This is a genomic window from Halorussus caseinilyticus (genome assembly GCF_029338395.1).
GTDB classification, from domain to species: Archaea; Halobacteriota; Halobacteria; order Halobacteriales; family Haladaptataceae; genus Halorussus; species Halorussus caseinilyticus.
Window position 1 is genome coordinate 1,826,747 of record NZ_CP119809.1, and the last position, 20,704, is coordinate 1,847,450.

Here is a 20,704-nt window from a genome sequence, read left to right on the forward strand (position 1 = left end):
TCATTTCTGCGGTCGGAGACAGGATACTCCGCCTCTCCCTCACTCCCCGTGCCGGGTGAAGTTCCCGAGCAAGCGGTCGCCGAACGCGAGGACGAGGAGTGCGCCGACCATGTTGAACACGAGGTCGAGTAGCGTGTCTTTCCTGCTGTAGGTCACGAGAATCGGTTCGATGCCGAGGCGACGCGACACCGCGTGGATGGCGTACTCCAGCAGTTCCCACAGCAGTCCGGCGAAGACGACGACGGCTAGAACCCGCGGCGCGGGGTCCCTGCCGCGGCGGTCGGCGGCGGCGTGGACGAATCCGGCGAGAATCGTGGTCGAGAGCGTGTGGGTCACGTGGTCCCACCACCACGTGTCGTCGTACGGTCCGAGCATCCCGATGGCGTGGGCGAGCATCGCAATCCCGGCGTAGACGCGTTGCCACGGCCGGAACTCCACGCCGTACCAGCGTTCGACGGCGCTCGGGAAGAACGTGGCCGCTAGCGCGACGACGGCGTTGACGATAGCGCCCGGATTTCGGCGGCGGAATCCCTCTCCGAACACGGCGACGAGTCCGTATCTGATGGCTCGCTCTGCGGTTCGCGCCACCGCGGTCCGCGTGGTCCGACTCATGCGTGTCGTCCGACCGTAGGTGTGGAACCGGGAAATAGGTTCGTCTACGCTCCGGGAGGCGACTTTCGGGACGGTCGGAGAGCGACGGGTTCCGACACCGACGAGATAGCGAAACCTTTCCCGCGGCGTTCCGTGGGTAGCAGTATGAGCTACGAACTCCGCGACCACACCGCAGACGTTGCGGTGGAAGCGACCGGTCGGAACCTCGGGTCGGTCTTCGCGGCCGCGGCAGACGGAATGGCCGCCGCGATGTGCGAGGACGTGCCCGAGTCCGGCGACCGGTTCGAACTCGACGTTCGGGCCGAAAGCCGCGAGGCACTGCTGTTCGACTACTTGGACGAACTCATCTACGAGCGAGACGTGCGGGCGGTCCTGCCCGTCGAGAACGAGGCCGAAGTTCGGCGAGAGGACGGCGAGGACGGAACCGGCGAGTGGGCGGTGTCGGGGAGCGCCCGCGGCGTTCCACTCGGCGAGATTTCGGCCCGCGAAATCAAGGCCGTCACTTACTCCGAGATGGAACTGGCCGAAACCGACGAGGGATGGCGGGCTTACGTCGTGTTGGACGTGTAAAAATTAATTTATTTGTTCAATTTGCAGATTAGTCCGTAACCGTTCACCGACCAATGTGTCGTCGTTGTCTTGATTCCAGGCGGTGATTGTTACGGAATCGCCTTTGGAGAGACGAGCAATCGTCGATACCGGAACTGATTCCCAGTCTCCCTTCGGCGTCGTGGACCATCTCGCTTCATAATCCTCCCCGTTTATTTCTATTATAGTCACTACGTGGTCCCCACCGAGAGAGTTGTACGTGACGCTCGTCTTGATTTTGTACGTTCCTGCCGTCGGAGCGACGAATTCATTTGCTGTCGTATCGAATGCATTTAGCTCGTCCCACTCAACCGTGTCGAACTGAACTATCTCGTGCGTACTCTTAGCTATAGACTGGTCGGACGAGAGATATACGGAAGTAGTACTATGCGTCGTCTCCGAAGCAGAACTACCAATCCCCGTTTCTATCCATTCACTACCGTTGTGCTTGTAGATTTTCCCCGTGTCCTCGGCGAAAAACAACCAACCGCGAGAGCCGAGTCCTGATTTCTCGGCATCGTCACCCACGTATGCATCACGGAACTCCATGAGATTGTGCGCAGATGCTGTTCCGCTGAATGCTGTTACGCCCGCACTTCCGGCGAGTGCCGCGCCGAGCGCCATGAGACTGCGACGCGAGAGCTTCGTTACATCGGAGTTGTCGTGGTTTCCTTTGACCATACCTAATCATAAATACCTAAATATTTATACTTTTATAATTTATCTGTTTCTATGATATTTATGGGTTCGATACCCCAGTATGTAATCTTATCTATTTTTGGCACGTCATGGAGCAAGACGAATGGCGAAACGTATTCCGGTCGGACGACGAACCAACGAGTATGACCGACGACGACGCGAGAGATACCTACGAGGCGGGCGACGTTACGCTCCAGAAGGTCCGTGAGTACGTCTGGGAGATTCCACAAGAAGGAGACATGCGCGCTCCGGCGCGCGTGCTGGCGAGCGAGACCCTGCTCGACCAAATCGCCGACGACAAGACGCTCGAACAGTTGCGGAACTCGACGCACCTGCCGGGCGTCCGGAAGTACAACGTCTGCATGCCCGACGGCCATCAGGGGTACGGGTTCCCGGTCGGCGGCGTGGCCGGAATCGACGCCGAGGAAGGCTGTATCTCCCCCGGAGCGGTCGGATACGACATCAATTGCCTTTCGGGAGATTCGGAAGTCCTCTTACAAGACGGACGACGACGGGAAATTGCTGAACTCGCCAGTCGTTTCGAGAACGAAAGCGCCGTCGTTGCGGGTGAAGAGCTAACCGAATCCCAGATTCGCCTGTACACAGAGACCGACGACGAGACCGTTTACGAAGTTGAGACGGAAACGGGTGAGACTGTCGAGGCGACCGCGGACCATCCCTTTTCCACTCCGGAAGGTATGAAAGAGCTTAGTGAGCTTTCGGAGGGCGACGAGATTTACACCCATCCTTTCGAGGGGGTTGCAGACGAAGACCCGGACGAGTTCGTCCTTCTCGACGAATCGGACTTCGAAGAAGAGAGCCAGCAACTCGTCCGCGTCTTGAAAGAGCGTGACGTTCTTCCCTTGAAGTCAACTGACTCCGAACTCGCGCCGCTTCTGAAATTAGTCGGCTTCCATACCGGTGACGGTGCTATCGGCCACGGTGGTCAGACGTGGTTCTACGGCGAACCAGCGGACCTCCGAGCGATTCAGGATGACATCCGACGGGTTGGATTCAAGCCGTCGAAAATCTACTCCCGTGAGCGAGACCACGACATCGACGGGACGGAGTTCACTCGAACGGAACACAGCGTTCGGTCCACTTCAAAAGCATTCCAGCGTCTTCTGGTGAAACTCGGCGCTCCCGAGGGGCGAAAAGTCGAGTCAGACTTTACTATCCCATCGTACCTCGACCGTCTCACGAACTGGCAACGCGCACTTTATCTCTCGGCATTCTTCGGTGCAGAGATGAGTGCCCCGTCAGCAATGGCCGACAAGAACCTCTACTGCCCGAAGGTTTCGCAGAACCGAACGGTAGAGAACGCCGAAGCGGGGCGACGATTCCTCGAAAAGATGGCCGACTACCTTGGTGAACTCGGAATTGAAACGAACGAAATCGAGTCGTTCGATACCGACTCGAACCGTAACCACGAGATGCGACGGTTCCGTCTCGGTATTACGAACGACTCACAGAACCTCGTTCGGTTCTTCACGACTGTCGGCTACCGATACAACCGAGAAAAGCGGACGAAAGCAGTCTTAGCAACGCAGTATCTCAAGACGAAAGAGAAAGCCATCGAAAAACGCGAGCGCATCGCCGAGAAAGCAGTCGTACTTGCGGATGGAGGTACAGCGGTTTCTGAAATCAAGACTCAGTACGACATTAACGGTCGCTTCATCGAGCGAAGCGTCTGGAGTGGTCGAGACGGACGACCACGACCACCCGCGGACTTCCCCAGTTTTGAGGAGTTCTGCGAAGCAACGGAGGTTCAAGAGAACCTAACGGTCAAAACGACTATCGACTCGATTTCCGAAGCGGGTTCCGAGACTGTCTACGACATTGGTGTCGAACACGATGCACACAACTTCGTCGCAAATCAGTTCGTCGTGTCTAATTGCGGCGTCAGGATGATGAAGACGAACCTCTCCTACGAGGACGTGCGGGGCCGCGAGGAGGAACTCGTGGACGCCCTCTTTGCGAACGTCCCGTCGGGTCTCGGCGGTGGCGGCATCGTGGAGGGCGACATCGACGCCGTGGACGCCATCCTCGACCGGGGGATGGAGTGGGCGCTCGAAGAAGGGTGGGCCGTCGAAGAAGACTTGGCCCACTGCGAGGACGAGGGCGTGCGCCACGATTCGAATCCCGCGAAGGTCTCCCAGAAGGCCAAGGACCGCGGGAAGAACCAAATCGGCAGTCTCGGGTCTGGCAACCACTTCCTCGAAGTTCAGCGCGTGACCGACACGTATCTGGACGACGTGGCCGACGCCTACGGACTCGAAGAGGACCAAATCGTCGTCCTCATCCACTGCGGGAGTCGCGGGTTGGGCCATCAGGTGTGTACCGACTACCTGCGGGACATCGAGAAGGCCCACGCGGGCCTGCTGAACCAGTTGCCCGACAAGGAACTCGCCGCCGCGCCCGCGGGGAGCCACCTCGCCGAGGACTACTACGACGCGATGTGCGCCTGCATCAACTTCGCGTGGGTGAACCGCCAACTCATCATGCACCGCGTCCGGCAGGTGTTCGAGAAGGTGTTCGGCCGCGACTGGGAGTCGATGGAAATGGACCTGCTCTACGACGTGGCCCACAACATCGCCAAGAAGGAGACCCACACCGTGGAAGACGGCGAAGAGAGGGAGTTGTACGTCCACCGGAAGGGGGCGACTCGCGCGTTCCCCGCGGGCCACGAGGAAGTTCCCGGCGCGTACCTCGACGTGGGTCAGCCGATCATCATTCCGGGGAGCATGGGCGCGGGAAGCTACGTTCTCCGGGGCGGCGAGGAGTCGATGGACCTCACCTTCGGTTCGACGGCCCACGGCGCTGGCCGGACGATGAGTCGCACGCAGGCCAAGAAGGACTACTGGGGCGGCGACGTGCAGGACGAACTCGAACAGGAACACATCTACGTCAAGGCCCAGAGCGGCGCGACGGTCGCCGAGGAAGCGCCGGGCGTCTACAAGGACGTGGACGAGGTGGTTCGGGTCTCAGACGCGCTGGGAATCGGCGACAAGGTGGCCCGGACGTTCCCGGTGTGCAACATCAAGGGGTGACTCGGACGAAGCGAACCCGCCGACCCCCTTGCCCGGAAGTTGATACGTCGGCCCACCGATTTTCCGAGCGATGGCTCTGTTCGAAGCACTCCTCGTCTTCTTCGTCGGGTTCGTCTCGGGGAGCGTGGTCCGGTGGTTCGCGGGTCTGGCCGCAATCGTCGCCCTCGTCCTCGTCGTCCTCGGGACCACGACGCCCGACATCGCCCTCGTGAACCAAATCGTGGACCGGTACTACCTCGGCAACGAACTGCTGTTCATCTCGGGGTTCCTGTTCGGCATCGACGCCAAACCGACGAAGGAGGTCGTGGTCGAGCGCCGCACCGCCGAGTAGGGAGACGGAAGTACCGTCGTTTCGGCATCGTTAGTAATCGTTAGACGCGTATTTTCAACGCTAAAGCAAACGAGATTGTGTCCGAATCGGCGAGGACCGAGCGTTCGTCTCGGCCCTCGCCGTCGGCCAAACGTGGACCGACGCGCCGCCAGAGCGTAGCGGGTCGTCGGGCCGAGCGCGGCGGGACCGCGGCCGAGTTCGGACCGGGGCGCTCGCATAAGTTATACCGATTATTTTCTTACCCATCCCGTTTCCAACCCTATGGATTTATATAGATACGGCCCGTAGTATGTAGTACGCATGAACTACTACGACCTCATTCTCGGTCTGATTCCGCTCGCGCTCCTCGGCCTGACTGCCGTCCTCACGACTCTCGGGTTCGGTCTCACCACCGCCGTTCCGCTCGCTGGCACTGTCTCCGTCGGCATGATAGGCCACGCGATGTTCGCCCGGACCCCGACCGACGCGCCCGCGACCGACGCGCCCGCGACTCCGACCGTCCGACAGTAGACCGACCATCGTCCCCCTCTTCTCTCCGTTCCGTTTCCTGCTCGACTACTTCGACGCGCGTCGGCCGCTCGTCTGACGAATCTATTTGTGTCCGTGCTTCGGTGGGTTTCCAATATGAATCAGGACCACCTCGACATGGAGTCGGTCACGCTCGAACTCGGCGAGGAGGAACTCGAAGAAATCGACGACATCGCGTTCGCGGACCACCGGGACAACCGCGAGGCCGCGATACGCGAACTTCTCGACCGGTGGTTGAAACAGCGCGGGAGCGACGAGTCCGAGTGACGAGGTGCGAGCGCCGCGTGGTCTACGGCTTGAAGTCGAACCGCGGCCCGTCGTCGTCCGCGTCGTCCGAGTCGTCTATCGACGGCCCTTCGACCGACGGCGGGACGAACGACCGGTCTTTCGGGTCAACCTCGCGGCCGTCCTCGAACTTCACGAAACTCAGGTAGTACACCTCGCCGCATCCCTCTCCGTCGGTCTCGTCGGCCCCGCAGACGATTTGCACGCCGTCGGCCGCCTCGAAGTCGTCGTAGGCGTCGGCGTACTCCCACCCGTCGAGCGGAGTCGGCGTGACGCACTTGTCGGCGAGATACCCCTCGCGGTCGAGCGCGGCGACGGCCCCGCATCGCGGGCAGTAGTACCGAACGTCGGTCATGGTCGGTGGTAGGCGCGGCGGCTACTTTCGACTGTTGCCTAGGCGCGGTCCTCGGTTCGTTCCCCACGTTCCTCAGTTCGTCTTTCTTTCACGGACCTCCGGGAACCGGTTCCGAGACGCGAACTACTGCCGACGCCAATCATACCGCACCGCGACCGCCCCGCACCGCGGACCTCACACCTCCCCAACCTCGCGGTCGCTTCGCTCCCGCGTCCGCCGTCGGAAGCGAGTTCCGGCGAGCCATCGGTCGCTCCGCTCCCGACTGACCTCGCGCGGTTGGGCGCGGCGCTCGTACGCCACGCCCGCACGCGCCGGTCGAAAAGCGAGGCATCCGCGCCGTGGTGAATGGTCGTTCGAGCGCGTCCGGCCTATCTGCGACGCTCCGAGAATCCCGCCGAATCCGACCGAGACCCCCACCGAATCCCCGAGCCTACCGCCTCGCGCACCGAGAAGCAAGACCTTTGGCCCGCGGCGGAGACCCTTCGGGTATGATAGACGAGACGGTCGAGGAGATTCGGGAGATGCAGACCCATAGCTCCTCCGTCGTCGCGATGAAGGCCGCCCGCGCGCTGGAGGACCTGCTCGAACGCGACTTCGCGTCGGTCGAGGACTTCGAGCGCGACCTCGAACGAAACTCGTCGGCCCTCCGGCGTGCGAACCCCTCCCACGCTTCGCTGGTGACGACCCAGCGCGCCATCGTTTCGATGGTAGAAGACGCCGGGACCGAGACGGTCGCGGACGCCAAGGACGCCCTCGGCGAGGCAGTAGGCGACGTGGTTGAGCAGGTCGAGACCGCAAAGCGCCGGGCCGCCGAGAATGCCATGCGGTTCGTGGAGGACGGCGCGACCATCCTGACCCACGACTACTCATCGACGGTGCTGGAGGCCATCGAGCGCGCCGTCTCCGACGGACGCTACCTCACGGTGTACGTCACCGAGGCCCGGCCGCGCTACCTCGGGCGAAAGACCGCCCGCGCCCTCGCGGAGATGGACCGCGTGGACGCCCACCTCGTCGTTGACGGGGCCTGCGGTCACTACCTCCCCGAGTGCGACCGCGTGTTCCTCGGCATGGACTGCATCGTCGAGGACACCCTCTACAACCGCGTGGGCACCTTCCCGCTTGCCGCCACCGCCGAGAACGTAGACGTTCCCGTCACCGTCGTCGGGTCGTCGGCGAAACTCGTCGGCGAGGGCTTCCGGTTCGAGAACGACTTCCGGTCGCCCAGCGAGGTCCTGCTGGAACCCGCCGAGGGCTTCACCGTCGAGAATCCGGCCTACGACGCGACCCCGACCGACCTGCTCGACGCGGTGGTCACGGACGAGGGCGTCCGGGAGTTCTAGCCCGCACACCGAGCGGGTTCAGTTTACTTCGACCCACTCGCCGCGCTCGTCGCTCTCCTGAATCGCCGCCAGAACTCGCTGGACCGCGAGTCCGTCGTGGAAGTCGGGGTGGTGCTCGTCGCCGCTCTCGACCGCCGAGAGGAATTCGTAGTTCTCGTGGACGAAGGTGTGTTCCCACCCGAGGACGTGGCCCGGCGGCCACCAGTGTTCGACGTAGGGGTCCGACTCGTCGGTGACGAGAATCGTCTCGTAGCCCCGGTCGTCGCCGCGGAGGACTTCCAGTTCGTTCAGGCGTTCGAGCGAGAACTTCAGACTCCCCTCCGAGCCGTGAATCTCGATGCTGTGGTCGTTCTTGTGGCCAGTGGCGAACCGGGAGGCTTCGAGGGTCGCCATCACGCCGCCCTCCAACTCGGCCTGCGCGGAGTAGGCGTCGTCCACCGTGACCGGGCGCGCTTCGTCTCCACCGTCTACGGGTCGCTCGTCCACGAAGGTCCGGAGGTGGCCCGAGACGCGCGCTACGTCGCCGACGAGGAACCGCGCGAGGTCGATGGTGTGCGCGCCGAGGTCCCCCAAGGCTCCGCTCCCGGCCATCTCCGCGTCGTTGCGCCACGACCACGGGGCCTCGGGGTCCACGAGCCAGTCCTGTAGGTACTGGCCGCGGAAGTGGTGAATCTCGCCGATTTCACCGCTCTCTATCAGGTTCTTCGCGTACTGGATGGCCGGGACGTACCGATAGTTGAACGCCGCGGCGGTCGGCACCCCGGCGGACTCGGCGGCGTCGGCCATGCGCTCGGCGCTTTCGAGGTCGTTTGCGAGCGGTTTCTCGCAGAGGACGGGCGTGCCCGCTTCGAGCGCCGCGATGGAGGGGTCGGCGTGGACGTGGTTCGGACCGAGGTTGTAGAAAACGTCTACCTCGTCTACCACGTCCGCCCAGTCGGTGGCGATGTTCTCGAACCCGAGGCGGTCTGCCGCGTCCGCGAGCGCGTCCTCGTCGCGCCCGACGAGGACGTGGCGCTCCACGTCCGGGGCGTCCGGGAAGAACATCGGTAGTCGCGCCATCGCGTTGGCGTGGGCTTTACCCATGAAACGGTAGCCGAGAACTCCGACTTCGAGAGTCATGTCGTCGGACGTACTCGGGGGAGACGCTTAGTTTTTCAGGAGTCGGTCAGTGATGCGGGCCGTGGGTTCCCGGCGAACCGTGGGGTCCCCCGTGCGGGCCGTGGTGACCCGGTTGCCCGTAGTGGCCGTCACCGTCGCCGTGGTGGGGATGGTTCGTCCAGTCGTCGCCGTGCCGGTGGTCTCCCCAGTCGTTCTGGAGGCCCCACTGGTCGCAGACGTGCCCGACGGTCGAGACGGGGTCGGCCGCGAAGTCGGTGACGTGAGCGCCCGCCGTCGCGGTCACACCGAGACCGAAGACTGCGAGGGCAATCAGGACCGTCGCGGCGATTTTGAGTGTGGTGGTCACGGAGTCTCACCTCTATCAGAAGGTGGGCACCGAGCGGGCATAAGACGGGAAGGCGGTTCCCACTCGGTGAGAGACGGCGGAACCGTCGAGCGACGCGACGGCGAGAAAAGAAGTCTCGGGTCCGCTACTCTCCTTCGAGGACTGACCCCATCGCCGACGCGAGTTCCCTGAACCGGTCCATCTCCATCGCGTCGGTAGTGACGAACGCGCCGTGGTCGCCGACGATGACCCGCGTGAGGTAGCCGTGGTCGAACACGCGCATCGTGAACTGGTACGGGCCGAGTTCGGTCTCCTCGTAGAGTGCTTGGGAGTGGAACCCGAGTCGCTCGTTGTCGGCGAAGCCCACGAGGTCGGCGTCGGCTTCGAGGTCCCCGCGAAGGTAGAGCTGTTCCTCCTCGTTCTCGTCGAAGTACGTCACGCTCCGGAGTTCGTCACCCACGGCGGTTCGACAGGTACTGACTAACTGGTCGGCGAGGTCGTCCGAGACAATTTCCCCCATACCCCCTCCGTCAACACACAGCAGGAAAAGTGCTAGTGGCGGTCCCGGCGACTCGGGAATCGACCCCCGAGGTTTTGCCCGAGGAGATAGAAAGGTGGCGAGGGAGTTAGACCGAAGGTCTCCCGGTCTTCGTGGACCTTTTTAAAGTCCGTGTACAGCGGGGGTCCACGAATCGCGGGTGGAGAGCGACGGGGTGAGAAAGGTTTATTTGGTCGCTAGACGGATTTTCACCCCCTGTCGCAGAACCCAGAAAACCCACGAAGGGATTGAAACAGTGCAGGCTGGTCGTGGGACGGGCCGCCGTCGCAGAACCGTCGCAGAACCCAGAAAACCCACGAAGGGATTGAAACTACCGCGAGTTGGACGCCGGACAGGGCGGCGTCGGGATGGTCGCAGAACCCAGAAAACCCACGAAGGGATTGAAACCAACAGCGACAAGCCCATGGTGAAGTACTGGAGTGGTCGCAGAACCCAGAAAACCCACGAAGGGATTGAAACACGGACCTCGGCCCGAACACAGGGACGGGCACTGTCACGTCGCAGAACCCAGAAAACCCACGAAGGGATTGAAACACGAGGACGACGAGAACCGGCGGGAAGTCGAGACGCGTCGCAGAACCCAGAAAACCCACGAAGGGATTGAAACACCTGCCGACCGTCTCGAAGTCGGACCTGAAAGAGCGTCGCAGAACCCAGAAAACCCACGAAGGGATTGAAACACATCGTCGAGCGGACGACGCTCCCCGAGCGCACGTCGCAGAACCCAGAAAACCCACGAAGGGATTGAAACACGACTCGGACGACTCGGACGACAGCGGTCGCAGAACCCAGAAAACCCACGAAGGGATTGAAACTGCGCCATGTTGGGCAACTCGATTTGCTGGCGGTCCTGTCGCAGGACTCGGAAAACTTCGGAGACTATCGAAACGTCGTCCACTTGCCCCACGACGTTCGACACCGAGCGAGACGTGCGGGTAGCCCGTAGACAATCCTATAGACACACATAACAGTTCTATAGAATTGTTAGAGAAACAGATGTGGTTCTGTACGTCGGAGGACGCCGCGAAGAATCGGACCGGGGCGAATGCCCCCGACGCGCGATTCAGGCCCAGTACGCCTCGCCGGGTTGCTCGCGGAAGATTGCGCGCTGGAGCATCGACACCGCCTTTTCGAGACCCTCGTTGGAACTGGTCAGCGAGTCCTCGTGTTCGATGGAGAGCGCGCCGTCGTAGCCCACCATCCGGAGGGTACTCACGATGTCCTTCCAGTGGCCCTCGTCGTGGCCGTACCCGACCGACCGGAACAGCCACGAGCGGTCGGACTCTTCGTCGTAGGGCGTGGTGTCGAGAACGCCCTTGTAGCGCGCTTGGGCGTCGTAGACTTTGGTGTCCTTGGCGTGGAAGTGGTGGATGGCGTCGTGTTCGCCGAGGAACCGGATGGCGTCGGTCACGTCGATGCCCTGCCAGTAGAGGTGCGAGGGGTCGAAGTTCGCGCCGATGCGCTCGTTAGTCTCCTCGCGCAGGCGGAGCATCCCCGAGGGTTCGTAGACCAGCATGTTGGGGTGCATCTCGATGGCGACGTTCACGCCGTGGTCGGCGGCGTGTTCGGCGATGTCCTGCCAGTAGGGGATGGCGACTTCTTCCCACTGGTAGCGGTGGGCCTCAGCGTGTTCGCCCGGCCACGGGGCCGTAATCCAGTTGGGCGTCTCGTCGTTCGGACTCCCGGCGGGAAGCCCCGAAAAGCACGTCACCGCGTCTACATCGAGTTGGTCCGCGAGTTCGATGGCCTCGCGGAGTTCGGTGTCGGCTTCCTCGGCAGTCTCGTCGTCGGGATGAAGCGGGTTGTTGTGTGTCGCCAGCGCCGAGATGCGCATCTCGTACTCGTCCAACAGGTCGAACAGGTGGTCTTTGGCCTCGTCGTCGCCGAGGTACTCTTCGCGGGGCAGGTGGGTGTCGCCGGGATGTCCGCCGACGCCCGGTTCGATTGCATCGACGCCGATGCCGTGGAGGTACGCCATCGCGTCTTCTAACGACTCTCCGTACAAGGGTGGTGTGTGAACGCCAATATCCATACGTTTCTACTCACTACGAACGTAGTGAATAAGATTACGGGACCGGAAACGTCGGCGAATCTTACCGACCCTCGGCGAGTTGCACGTCGAGTCGGTCTTCGAGCGCCTCGATGAGCGTCCCGCCGACGTTGGCCTGATTCGCCCGACCCTGTTCGACCGCGAGCAGGTCGTTCTCGGGCACGTCGAGTTCGTCGGCGAGTTCGCCGCGCTGGAGACCGGCGTCCCGCCGGGCCTGTTCGACCGTCTCGCCGTAGTCGGTGACCAGATACGGCAGGGGGTCGTCGTCGTAGTTGGTGCCCTCTTCCTCCCAGCGACTCGAATCGCCGTCGTAGACGCCGCTGGCCTTCGCCGTGTTCTGGGCGGCCTTGCGCTTGCGTTCGCGCTCTCGGTCGTCGCCGGTCGTCTCGGTCTTGGCGTTGTCGTTGTGCGAGGACGCACAGTCCGAACACACCTGCAACTGCGCTCCGGCGACGTTCGCCTCGGTCAGCGAGTCGCTCGACGTACCACAGAGTTCGCACGAGCCGCCGCTACCACCGCCGGACGACCCGCCAGTCGAGTATTTAGCCATGTGGGAACCAGTTAGGGCACGACACATTTGAATACCCCGCTTGCCGTTCACGTCCCCGTCACCGCTCCGTTCCCCCGCCCAAAGTTAATACTTGTTCGTGACTAATGTGGCGTGAGAGAACATGAACGACGACGCGCCGGACGCCGACGCGACCGCCGAGGTAGATGCGGTGTTCGGCGTCCTCTCAGACGTTCACCGGCGATACGCCCTCTACTACCTGCGGGACCGAGAGTCCGCGACCGTAGACGAATTGGCGACGATTCTCGCCGGATGGCTCGGTACCCGCGAGGACGCGGGCAAGGTGGTCACGCCCGAGGACCGCGAGCGCGAGCGAACCGCGCTCCACCACGTCCACCTCCCGAAACTCGCGGAAGCGGAGTACGTCCGCTACGACCCCGAGACCGACGACGTGACGCTCGAACTGCTTCCGGAACTCGCAGAGACCGTCCTCGACCGGTCTCTCGACCAACAGCGTGACGCCGCCGACCGGTCCGACAGGTCAGTCTCCGACCACCGCGCGGGGTGACAGGATGGGTCTCCACGAGTTCTTAGACGCCGTGGCCGACCGCCGGAAGACCATCACCGTGTTCGCACCGGAACCCAACCGCGCGTTCGAATCGCACTTCGAGACGCGGAACGTCGCGGTCGAACACGAGTACATTCCCGACGACAGTTCCGGCGGGTTCGTCGTCGTGACCGAAAGCGGGGAGTTCGTCGGGAGCGTCGGCGGAACCGCGGTCAACCACCTCGTCTCGCCGACGGAGACCGACCTCGAACCCGGCACGGACGACCCGACGCGGGCACTGCTCGACCTCCTCGCGGACACGACGTTCGTCTCGTTCGACAAGCGCCAGATGCTGCTGACCGCCCGCGAAATCGAGGACCGGGCCTACCGGCAGGGGACCGGCACGCTCCGGACCGGTTTCCAGTCGCTGTCGGCGATGAAGGTCCAGCGCGACGTGTACGCCACGCTCGCGTCCGAGAACCTCCTCGACGTTCACGTCTACGGCGAACCCGACTGGTCGCCCGACGTGCCCGGCACGACGGTCCACGCCGAGGAGAGCGAGGAACTCGGCGCGTTCTGGTTCGTGGTCTTCGACGGCGGCGACGACGACCGGCAGGCCTGCGCGCTGGTCGCCGAAGAGGTCCAACCCGACTCGGACTTCTTCCGCGGGTTCTGGACCTACGACCCCGAGTTGGTCGCCGACATCGACGAGTATCTGCGCGAGACCTACGGGTGAGGGAGGCGTGACGGTCCGCGACTTCACTCCGAACAGACGCCCGAAAGCGATAGACGGAACTACCGGGCGCGACGAGGTGGCACCGATGACCGACGACTGGTTTACCGTCGACGTAGACGTTCGCTATCGGGACCTCGACACGATGGGCCACGTCAACAACGCTGTCTACGCCTCCTACTTCGAGCAGGCGCGCGTGGCCTACTTCGAGGAAGTGCTGGACGTGCCCCTCCGAGAAATCGAGTCCGTCCTCGCCAGCCTCGAAATCGACTTTCGGCGACCGGTCGAAATCGAAGACGAGGTGACGGTGGCGCTCCGAGTGCCCGAACTCGGCGAGTCGTCGGTTCCGATGGAGTACGAGGTCCGGGCCGACGGCCACGTCGCGGCGACGGGCGAGACGGTACAGGTCGCGGTCGATAGCGAAACAAAGTCCTCGCGGCCGATTCCCGACGCGTGGCGCAAGCAGATACGCGACTTCGAAGGGCTGTAAGCTCTGGTTTCCCCGGCGCGCGAACCGTTTGTACCTCCACAGAACCGTTCACGACCCCAGTAGTATCGTTCATCGCCCGGCGTTTCGACCGGGAAACTGGAGTCGGACTGAACCGTCCTGACCGTTTATTCGCCCGTCAGTGAAAACGTGGTCAGTGAACGACTTCCACGACGCGACCGACGCCGCGAGTCCGGTATCGGACGACGAGACGTTCGTCTGCGGACTTCTGCCGAGCGACCACGCCCGCCGCGGAGCGAGACTCGTCCGTCGGCCGAGCGACGACGCCGGACCGACGCGAATGTACCGAGCGGTCGCGGTCCGAGTCGATGGCGAACCGACGACGCTTCTGGCGGGACCGCAGTGTGACCTGCCGCCGTCGCGGTCGTATCGCGTCGTGGACGTGCGGGGCGTCCCGTCGGACCGATTTCGGACGGTGGGGTTTCGCCCGACGAGTTCGTGGGGGACGCGTTCCCGGAGAGAGTAAGGGCTCCCGAGGGCTCTCGTCGCCGTCGAACGGCGACGAGAGCTCGCTCGGAAGTTAGCGTCCGAAAGGAATTGTGCGTGGGTGCAGTCCCAAGGGACTCCACCTGCATCGTCCTCGGCGGCGAGGCCGCCTCGAATATCGCGGGCGAACCCGCGCTTTTAACGTGGCAAAGCCACGCGTGCGATGCGTGGGACCGGATTTGAACTTCCGTCACTCCGCTTCGCTCCGTGACGACGTTCGCAGTCGCTACGCGACTGCTCACCGGCGGACCCCTACGGGACAGCGCCCGCAAGTCCGCGTAGAACTGTCGCTCAGAAGTTAGCGTCCGAAAGGAATTGTGCGTGGGTGCAGTCCCAAGGGACTCCACCTGCATCGTCCTCGGCGGCAAAGCCGCCTCGTACGTGGCAAAGCCACGCGTGCGATGCGTGGGACCGGATTTGAACCGGCGGACCCCTACGGGACAGCGCCCTCAACGCTGCGCCGTTGGCCTAGCTTGGCTACCCACGCTCGCGGTGTCTTTCTCTGCATTCACTTGTAGACGCTACCCCAATAAAATGCCTTTCGTTTCAACTTCGGGACGGTATCGAGGCACACGGCAAGGCGTATTTCCCTCGACTCCCTACCTGCGTCCATGCAACGACTCGCAGAGCGTCACGTCCCCGCGCTGACCGGCCTGTTGACCGTCGTCTCGCTCGCGCTGGTGTTCGCGGCCGCGCTCCGCGTCGTGCCCGCAGGATCGCTCCCGCGCGCGCCCGACCCCGTTCTCGCGGCCATCCCGCACGTCAACGCCGTCATCAGCGTCGTCGCGTTCGGGGTCGTCTCGGCCTCGTGGCGATGGATTCGACAAGGCGAAGTCGAGAAACACCGCGTCGGGATGCTCGCTGGCGTCGTGCTGTTCGCGGCCTTCCTGACGCTGTACCTCTACCGAGTCGCGCTCCTCGGGCCGACTCACTTCGAGGGACCGGCGGTCGTCGAGCAGTTCGTCTACTACCCGATTCTGGCGATTCACGTCCTGCTCGCGGTGATTTGTATCCCCTTGCTCTACTACGTTCTCCTGCTGGCGCTGACCCGTCCCGCGTCGGAACTCCCCGCGACGAACCACCCGCGCGTCGGCCGAGTCGCGGCGTCGCTGTGGCTGACTTCGTTCGCGCTCGGCGTCGTGGTGTACCTACTGCTCTACCTGTTCTGACGCGCCGGGGTCGCCGCGCCGCCGCTCACCCCGACACCTCGCCCTCGTAGGTCTCCAACAGGACTTCCCACGCGTCGTACCCCCCGTGATAACGACTGTCGAGAATTCGGCCGTTCGGTCCGATTTCGATAGCGTGTCGCGGTGCGTCGAGTTGCACCCACCGGAGTTCCGACTGCGGGATGGTCGCTCCGTGTTGGTCGGTTTCGCTCTCCCCCTCGCGGTGCGTGCATCGGTCGCCCGCGTCGTGACCCGTTCCCATCCTCGATTCCCACGTTCCGCCGTCGATTAACTGTTGTGTCCGTTCTCGCGGGCGCGCTTGGGCGTGGGGCGAGAGCGGGTTCGGTGGTCGAGAAATATATACCTGCGTTTAACACACATTTTCCATTGTTTAAGCATCTCGTGTCGTTCTCCACTCGGAGGTTCGTTCCGCGGACGGCGAGCGGAAACCGACGGCGCGCCAGAGAGCGACTTCTCGACCCGAAGACCGCTCGCGGACGGGCGCGGCGCGTATGCGCCGCGCCCGCACGCCGAGGAGTATCCGTAAACGTGCATACTTCTTGTCCGTCGGAGCGAAAATTCGGCACGATAACGAGAGTTTTTACTACGGTGGCCCAGTAGCTTCGACCATGCCAGACGGCCGGGACCCGGTCCCCAGTAGTCCGACCGAGAGCGCCCCTTCGGGCCAGTCCGACAACGCCCTCTCCGGGCCGACCGAAAAGTGCGGCGTCGTCGGCGTCTCGCTCGCGGAGCGAGACGCCGCGCGACCGCTCTACTACTCTCTGTACGCGCTCCAGCACCGCGGGCAGGAGTCGGCGGGAATCGTGACCCACGACGGGTTCCAACAGCACGACCACGTGGAGATGGGACTCGTCGGAGACGCCTTCGACGAGGAGGACATAGAGTCCCTGCGCGGGAGCGCGGGCATCGGACACGTTCGGTACCCCACCGCGGGGAGCGTGGACAAGTCCTGCGCCCAACCGTTCACCGTCTCGTTCCGGAGCGGAGCCTTGGGTCTGAGTCACAACGGCAACCTCGTCAACGCCGACGAGGTGCGCGACGAACTCGCCGCGCAGGGCCACGCGTTCACCTCCGACGGCGACACCGAGGTCATCGCCCACGACTTGGCGCGCAACCTGCTGGAGGCAGACCTCGTGCGCGCGGTCAAACGCACGATGGGTCGCATCCACGGGTCGTACTCGCTGACCATCATGCACGACGATACGGTTCTGGGGGTGCGCGACCCCGAAGGAAACCGCCCGCTATGTATCGGCGAAGTCGAAGACGGCTACGTCGTCGCCAGCGAGTCGGCCGCCATCGACACGTTGGACGGCGAACTCGTTCGGGACGTGCGACCCGGCGAACTCGTCGTCCTCCAGTCCGACGGCGAGGGCTTCGACTCCTACCAGTTGTTCGAGCGCGAGAACACCGCCCACTGCTTTTTCGAACACGTCTACTTCGCCCGGCCCGATAGCGTCGTGGACGGCAGTCTCGTCTACGAGGTCCGCCGGGAACTCGGCCGAAAGCTCTGGGAGGAGAACGGCATCGACACCGACGTAGTGATGCCGGTGCCCGACTCCGGGCGCGCGTTCGCCAGCGGGTACGCCGAAGCCGCCCAAGAGGACGGCGCGACCGTCGAGTTCGCCGAGGGGATGATGAAGAACCGCTACGTCGGCCGGACGTTCATCATGCCCACCCAAGACGAACGCGAGCGCGCGGTCCGCCTCAAACTCAATCCCATCAAGTCCACGGTGGAGGGCAAGACGGTGACACTCGTAGACGACAGCATCGTCCGTGGAACCACCTCCACCCAACTGGTCCAACTGCTCAAAGACTGCGGCGCGGCCGAGGTCCACATGCGAATCGGCGCGCCGCCCATCGCCGCTCCTTGCTACATGGGCATCAACATGGCGACCCGCGAGGAACTCATCGCCGCCGACAGGTCCACCGAGGAGATTCGGGACGAAATCGAGGCCGACAGTCTCGCGTACCTCTCGACGGAGGCAGTCGCCGACGCCCTCGGCCAAGAGCGTGCCGACCTCTGCATGGGATGTGTCACGGGCGAGTACCCCTACGACATCGAAGGCGAGGAGATGGACCCGGCACACGCCTCGAACCCCCGGCCGGAACTGTAGTCGCGCCGGAATCGCGCCCCGAGTCGCTGGGTCACGGCCGTCGGCGCGCCGACGGCCGGGTCGGTCGGCCACAGTCGCTACCCGTTTCGAGGACGACGTACCGCTATGGTCGAAGAAGACCTCGGCGAGGCTACCATCACCTACGAGGGACCGGACGGCGAGACCGAGACCCAGACGGTCCAGAACGAACACGTCGCGTACTTTCAGGACCACTGGATAGTCAAGACCGGCGAGGACGAGCAGGGCCGGGACCTCGTGCGGCGCATCCCCGCCTCGCGGGTCTACCACGTCGAGCGGACGGTCGAACAGTTCGAGAGGGAGGTCGAGACGCTCCGGGACCAAGTTCAGTCGGTCGCAGACGACCTCCGGTCGCGGTTCCTCGGCGGCGAGAGCAGTAGCGGGTCCGACCGCGGGAGCGAGACCGAGGCGTTCCGAATCGACGTGGAGAGCGGCGAAAGGGACGACGGCGAGGAGTCCGACGACCCGAACCGATAGGTCCGCGGGCCGAATCAACTTATGTTCTAATTTCATTCTGCGCAAAAATAATTTTTAGATGGAGCGACATTATCGAGTTGCTCCATGAGCGACGAACCCAACGTTCGCTTGGCCGAGATAGACCGCAGAGGATTCCTGAAGACCACCGGCGCGGCCGCCGGGACCGTCGCGGTCGGAGCGACCCCCGCCAGCGCGGGGTCGTACACCACGACCGACCTGACCATCTCGTCCCACGACGGGACGAGTCTGGCCGCGACCCTCTACGAACCCGACGACGGGCAGGCACACGAGGCGGTGCTGATGACCCACGGTTGGGGGTCGAACCGCAAGTCGGGTCGCGTGACCGAGAAGGCGAAACTCTACGCTTCGAACGGCTACGTGGTACTGACCTACGACTCGCGCGGGTTCGGCGAATCCGGCGGCGAAGTCGGTCTCGACGGACCCAAAGAGGTAGACGACGCCTCGACGCTCGTCGATTGGCTCGCGGGCCGGGACAACGTGTTGATGGACGGGACCGGCGACCCGAAAGTCGGGATGGACGGCTACTCGTACTCGGGAGGCATCCAACTGCTCGCGGCGGCGGCCGACGACCGCATCGACGCCATCGTCCCGCGAATCACGTGGAACGACCTCGAATACGCGGTAGCACCTCACGGGGTCGTCAAAATCGGGTGGCTCACCCTCCTGCTCGGACTCGGCGGCATCAAGTCGTGGGACTTCGAGACCGGCAATGGACTCGACGCCGACCTGTGGGACTGGTACCTCGACGCGGCGTGGAACAACGAACTCTCCCAAGACGCGAAAGACGCGTTCGCTCAGCGGTCGCCCGCCGACGAGATTTCGAACGTGAACGCGCCGACTTTCCTGATTCAGGGTTGGGACGACACGCTGTTCAAACCGGTTGAGGCGCTCCGGACCTACCGGTCGCTTCAGGACCGCGGCGTCGAGACCCGCATCTGCTTCTACGAGGGCGGCCACGCCCTCGAAGGACTGGACCGCACCCAGAGCGAAATCGACTACCTGAACGGTCTCGCGCTCGACTGGATGGACCGCCACGTCAAGGGGAAGGCCACGGACGTTCCCCAGTCCACGATGTACCTCAAGCAGGCCGACGCGTGGCGCACCCACGACCAGTTCCCGCCGAGCGACGCGTCGGAGACCACGCTGAAACTCAGCGAGACGGCCGACGGCGGCGACACCTACCTCGAGAAGGACATCTGGTGGTGGAACGACACCGAGTACCGATTCGACTGGCGGGCCGGGTCGGACTTCGAAATCGTGGGCGCGCCCGAACTCGACATCTGGGTCTACCCCGAGGGTCCCGAAGAGCGCCTCTTCTTCAACTTCTACCACACCGACGCTGACGGCCACACCAAGATGATAAACGACATGGGCGAGACCTACCGCGTGGAGGGGGCCGACCAGTACCACCGCGTCCAGATTCAGTTCTCGCCCATCCAGCGGTTCCTCCAGAAAGACGAGACGATTAGCCTCGGCGTCAGCATCTCGAACCCCTTCTACTTCGACTCGCGGGAGTCGGAAGGCGTCTACATCGGCCACTCCGCGGACTACCCCTCGAAGTTCACCCTGCCGATGCGGAGCGTCTCGGACACCCACACCGTCGAGAAGGACCTCGCGGTCGGCGACGAGGTTCACGTCTCCGTCGAGAACCTCGACGTGCGGACCGGCCCGGGCACGAGTTACGACTCGAAGAAGCAAAAGCACGTCTACTCGTCGGGCAAAATCGTGGACGGTCCGACCGCCGCGGACGGCGACCGCTGGTGGAAGGTCCGGTACTACGAGGACGACGGCGGAATCGCTGGCTGGTCGAACGAGGTTGGATTGGACCGCGGCGCGCGCAACTCCGAACGCCTCTCCATCGGGGACCGCGTGGAGGTGAACACGGGGTCCGACCGCCTCAACATCCGCGAAGGACCGGGAACGGGCTACACGGCCATCGACGCCGCCGACGACGGCGACAGGGGCCGCGTCGTGAACGGACCCGAGTGGGCCGACGGCTACGTCTGGTGGAAAGTGGAGTACGACAACCACGCCGAGGGCTGGTCGGCACAGGACTGGCTGACGCTGGTGTAGCGGGCCAGAAGCGTGCGCTGACCGGACCCCTCGACTCCGGCGCGCGCTGATTCGACCGTTCTTCCCGGCGTGCGCCGACTCGGCGAGTTCCCCGGCGCGCGCTGGCGCGGTCGCTCGTGACCGCGCCGATGCGCGCGAGGGATGAGGCTTGCGAGGCGCGAAGCGTCTCGCTGATTTGCGAACGACGTTCG

At 63.6% G+C, this 20,704-nt stretch carries 23 protein-coding genes, 1 tRNA gene and 1 CRISPR repeat array; of the genes, 14 read left to right on the plus strand and 10 right to left on the minus strand.

Annotation, left to right across the window (positions count from 1 at the left end; all coding sequences use genetic code 11):
- Positions 1 to 39: 39 nt before the first annotated feature.
- Complete coding sequence (locus P2T60_RS09145; protein ID WP_276278940.1) at positions 40 to 612, minus strand: DUF2238 domain-containing protein; 573 nt, start codon at positions 610 to 612, stop codon at positions 40 to 42.
- Between the two features lie 144 nt (positions 613 to 756).
- On the opposite strand from P2T60_RS09145, the gene P2T60_RS09150 reads away from it, so the two are divergent.
- Positions 757 to 1,182: an archease gene (locus P2T60_RS09150; RefSeq protein WP_276278941.1), complete on the plus strand. Its 426-nt coding sequence runs from the start codon at positions 757 to 759 to the stop codon at positions 1,180 to 1,182.
- A gap of 3 nt (positions 1,183 to 1,185) precedes the next feature.
- Here P2T60_RS09150 and P2T60_RS09155 read toward each other — a convergent pair whose 3' ends face one another.
- Complete coding sequence (locus P2T60_RS09155; RefSeq protein WP_276278942.1) at positions 1,186 to 1,881, minus strand: C1q-like domain-containing protein; 696 nt, start codon at positions 1,879 to 1,881, stop codon at positions 1,186 to 1,188.
- A 380-nt stretch (positions 1,882 to 2,261) separates the two neighbouring features.
- On the opposite strand from P2T60_RS09155, the gene P2T60_RS21870 reads away from it, so the two are divergent.
- The 4 genes from P2T60_RS21870 to P2T60_RS09175 all read left to right on the plus strand — a co-directional run bounded on the left by P2T60_RS21870 (position 2,262) and on the right by P2T60_RS09175 (position 6,075).
- Positions 2,262 to 4,949: an RtcB family protein gene (locus tag P2T60_RS21870; protein ID WP_420028711.1), complete on the plus strand. Its 2,688-nt coding sequence runs from the start codon at positions 2,262 to 2,264 to the stop codon at positions 4,947 to 4,949.
- Between the two features lie 70 nt (positions 4,950 to 5,019).
- Positions 5,020 to 5,280, plus strand: a complete 261-nt coding sequence (locus P2T60_RS09165) for a hypothetical protein (RefSeq protein WP_276278944.1) — start codon at positions 5,020 to 5,022, stop codon at positions 5,278 to 5,280.
- Positions 5,281 to 5,580: 300 nt separating this feature from the next.
- The gene (locus P2T60_RS09170; protein WP_276278945.1) at positions 5,581 to 5,790 is read left to right on the plus strand and encodes a DUF8015 family protein; all 210 of its coding nucleotides are present in this window, start codon (positions 5,581 to 5,583) and stop codon (positions 5,788 to 5,790) included.
- Positions 5,791 to 5,904: 114 nt separating this feature from the next.
- Positions 5,905 to 6,075 (plus strand): ribbon-helix-helix protein, CopG family, encoded by a 171-nt coding sequence (locus tag P2T60_RS09175; RefSeq protein ID WP_276278946.1) that lies wholly within the window; start codon positions 5,905 to 5,907, stop codon positions 6,073 to 6,075.
- Between the two features lie 22 nt (positions 6,076 to 6,097).
- On the opposite strand, the gene P2T60_RS09180 is transcribed toward P2T60_RS09175, so the two are convergent.
- Positions 6,098 to 6,448 carry a DUF7969 family protein gene (locus P2T60_RS09180; protein WP_276278947.1) on the minus strand — a complete coding sequence of 117 codons (351 nt, stop codon included), beginning with the start codon at positions 6,446 to 6,448 and terminating at the stop codon, positions 6,098 to 6,100.
- A 488-nt stretch (positions 6,449 to 6,936) separates the two neighbouring features.
- Here P2T60_RS09180 and P2T60_RS09185 point away from each other — a divergent pair, with 488 nt between their 5' ends.
- Positions 6,937 to 7,788 carry an eIF2B alpha/beta/delta subunit family protein gene (locus P2T60_RS09185; RefSeq protein ID WP_276278948.1) on the plus strand — a complete coding sequence of 284 codons (852 nt, stop codon included), beginning with the start codon at positions 6,937 to 6,939 and terminating at the stop codon, positions 7,786 to 7,788.
- An 18-nt stretch (positions 7,789 to 7,806) separates the two neighbouring features.
- On the opposite strand, the gene P2T60_RS09190 is transcribed toward P2T60_RS09185, so the two are convergent.
- The 5 genes from P2T60_RS09190 to P2T60_RS09210 form a co-directional block, all read right to left on the minus strand.
- Positions 7,807 to 8,907 (minus strand): Gfo/Idh/MocA family protein, encoded by a 1,101-nt coding sequence (locus tag P2T60_RS09190; protein WP_276278949.1) that lies wholly within the window; start codon positions 8,905 to 8,907, stop codon positions 7,807 to 7,809.
- 46 nt (positions 8,908 to 8,953) lie between these two features.
- Positions 8,954 to 9,253, minus strand: coding sequence for a hypothetical protein (locus tag P2T60_RS09195; protein ID WP_276278950.1), 300 nt, complete (start codon positions 9,251 to 9,253; stop codon positions 8,954 to 8,956).
- Positions 9,254 to 9,377: 124 nt separating this feature from the next.
- Positions 9,378 to 9,752, minus strand: a complete 375-nt coding sequence (locus tag P2T60_RS09200) for a DUF7522 family protein (RefSeq protein WP_276278951.1) — start codon at positions 9,750 to 9,752, stop codon at positions 9,378 to 9,380.
- Positions 9,753 to 9,988: 236 nt separating this feature from the next.
- Positions 9,989 to 10,606: direct repeats of the CRISPR family, unit length 37 nt; unit sequence GTCGCAGAACCCAGAAAACCCACGAAGGGATTGAAAC.
- A gap of 248 nt (positions 10,607 to 10,854) precedes the next feature.
- A complete protein-coding gene (locus tag P2T60_RS09205) occupies positions 10,855 to 11,823 on the minus strand; it encodes a sugar phosphate isomerase/epimerase family protein (RefSeq protein ID WP_276278952.1) in 969 nt (322 codons plus the stop codon).
- A 61-nt stretch (positions 11,824 to 11,884) separates the two neighbouring features.
- Positions 11,885 to 12,391 carry a helix-turn-helix domain-containing protein gene (locus tag P2T60_RS09210; protein ID WP_276278953.1) on the minus strand — a complete coding sequence of 169 codons (507 nt, stop codon included), beginning with the start codon at positions 12,389 to 12,391 and terminating at the stop codon, positions 11,885 to 11,887.
- Positions 12,392 to 12,512: 121 nt separating this feature from the next.
- Here P2T60_RS09210 and P2T60_RS09215 point away from each other — a divergent pair, with 121 nt between their 5' ends.
- The 4 genes from P2T60_RS09215 (at position 12,513) to P2T60_RS09230 (ending at position 14,603) form a co-directional block, all read left to right on the plus strand.
- Complete coding sequence (locus P2T60_RS09215) at positions 12,513 to 12,917, plus strand: DUF7344 domain-containing protein (RefSeq protein WP_276278954.1); 405 nt, start codon at positions 12,513 to 12,515, stop codon at positions 12,915 to 12,917.
- Between the two features lie 4 nt (positions 12,918 to 12,921).
- Positions 12,922 to 13,632, plus strand: a complete 711-nt coding sequence (locus P2T60_RS09220) for a DICT sensory domain-containing protein (protein ID WP_276278955.1) — start codon at positions 12,922 to 12,924, stop codon at positions 13,630 to 13,632.
- A gap of 85 nt (positions 13,633 to 13,717) precedes the next feature.
- Positions 13,718 to 14,119: an acyl-CoA thioesterase gene (locus P2T60_RS09225; RefSeq protein WP_276278956.1), complete on the plus strand. Its 402-nt coding sequence runs from the start codon at positions 13,718 to 13,720 to the stop codon at positions 14,117 to 14,119.
- A gap of 154 nt (positions 14,120 to 14,273) precedes the next feature.
- Positions 14,274 to 14,603, plus strand: coding sequence for a hypothetical protein (locus tag P2T60_RS09230; RefSeq protein WP_276278957.1), 330 nt, complete (start codon positions 14,274 to 14,276; stop codon positions 14,601 to 14,603).
- Positions 14,604 to 15,025: 422 nt separating this feature from the next.
- Here P2T60_RS09230 and P2T60_RS09235 read toward each other — a convergent pair.
- A tRNA-Leu gene (locus tag P2T60_RS09235) sits at positions 15,026 to 15,110 on the minus strand.
- A 124-nt stretch (positions 15,111 to 15,234) separates the two neighbouring features.
- Between P2T60_RS09235 and P2T60_RS09240 the strand changes: the two genes are divergently transcribed.
- On the plus strand, positions 15,235 to 15,792 hold the full coding sequence (locus P2T60_RS09240; RefSeq protein ID WP_276278958.1) for a DUF420 domain-containing protein: 558 nt from the start codon (positions 15,235 to 15,237) through the stop codon (positions 15,790 to 15,792).
- Between the two features lie 25 nt (positions 15,793 to 15,817).
- Here the strand turns inward: P2T60_RS09240 and P2T60_RS09245 are convergent, their stop codons facing one another.
- Positions 15,818 to 16,051, minus strand: coding sequence for a hypothetical protein (locus P2T60_RS09245; RefSeq protein ID WP_276278959.1), 234 nt, complete (start codon positions 16,049 to 16,051; stop codon positions 15,818 to 15,820).
- Positions 16,052 to 16,418: 367 nt separating this feature from the next.
- Here P2T60_RS09245 and purF point away from each other — a divergent pair, with 367 nt between their 5' ends.
- From purF to P2T60_RS09260, 3 genes are all read left to right on the plus strand, one after another.
- Positions 16,419 to 17,924, plus strand: coding sequence for an amidophosphoribosyltransferase (gene purF / locus P2T60_RS09250; protein ID WP_276278960.1), 1,506 nt, complete (start codon positions 16,419 to 16,421; stop codon positions 17,922 to 17,924).
- Between the two features lie 105 nt (positions 17,925 to 18,029).
- The gene (locus P2T60_RS09255; RefSeq protein ID WP_276278961.1) at positions 18,030 to 18,419 is read left to right on the plus strand and encodes a hypothetical protein; all 390 of its coding nucleotides are present in this window, start codon (positions 18,030 to 18,032) and stop codon (positions 18,417 to 18,419) included.
- 84 nt (positions 18,420 to 18,503) lie between these two features.
- Positions 18,504 to 20,513 (plus strand): CocE/NonD family hydrolase, encoded by a 2,010-nt coding sequence (locus P2T60_RS09260; RefSeq protein ID WP_276278962.1) that lies wholly within the window; start codon positions 18,504 to 18,506, stop codon positions 20,511 to 20,513.
- Positions 20,514 to 20,704 lie beyond the last annotated feature (191 nt).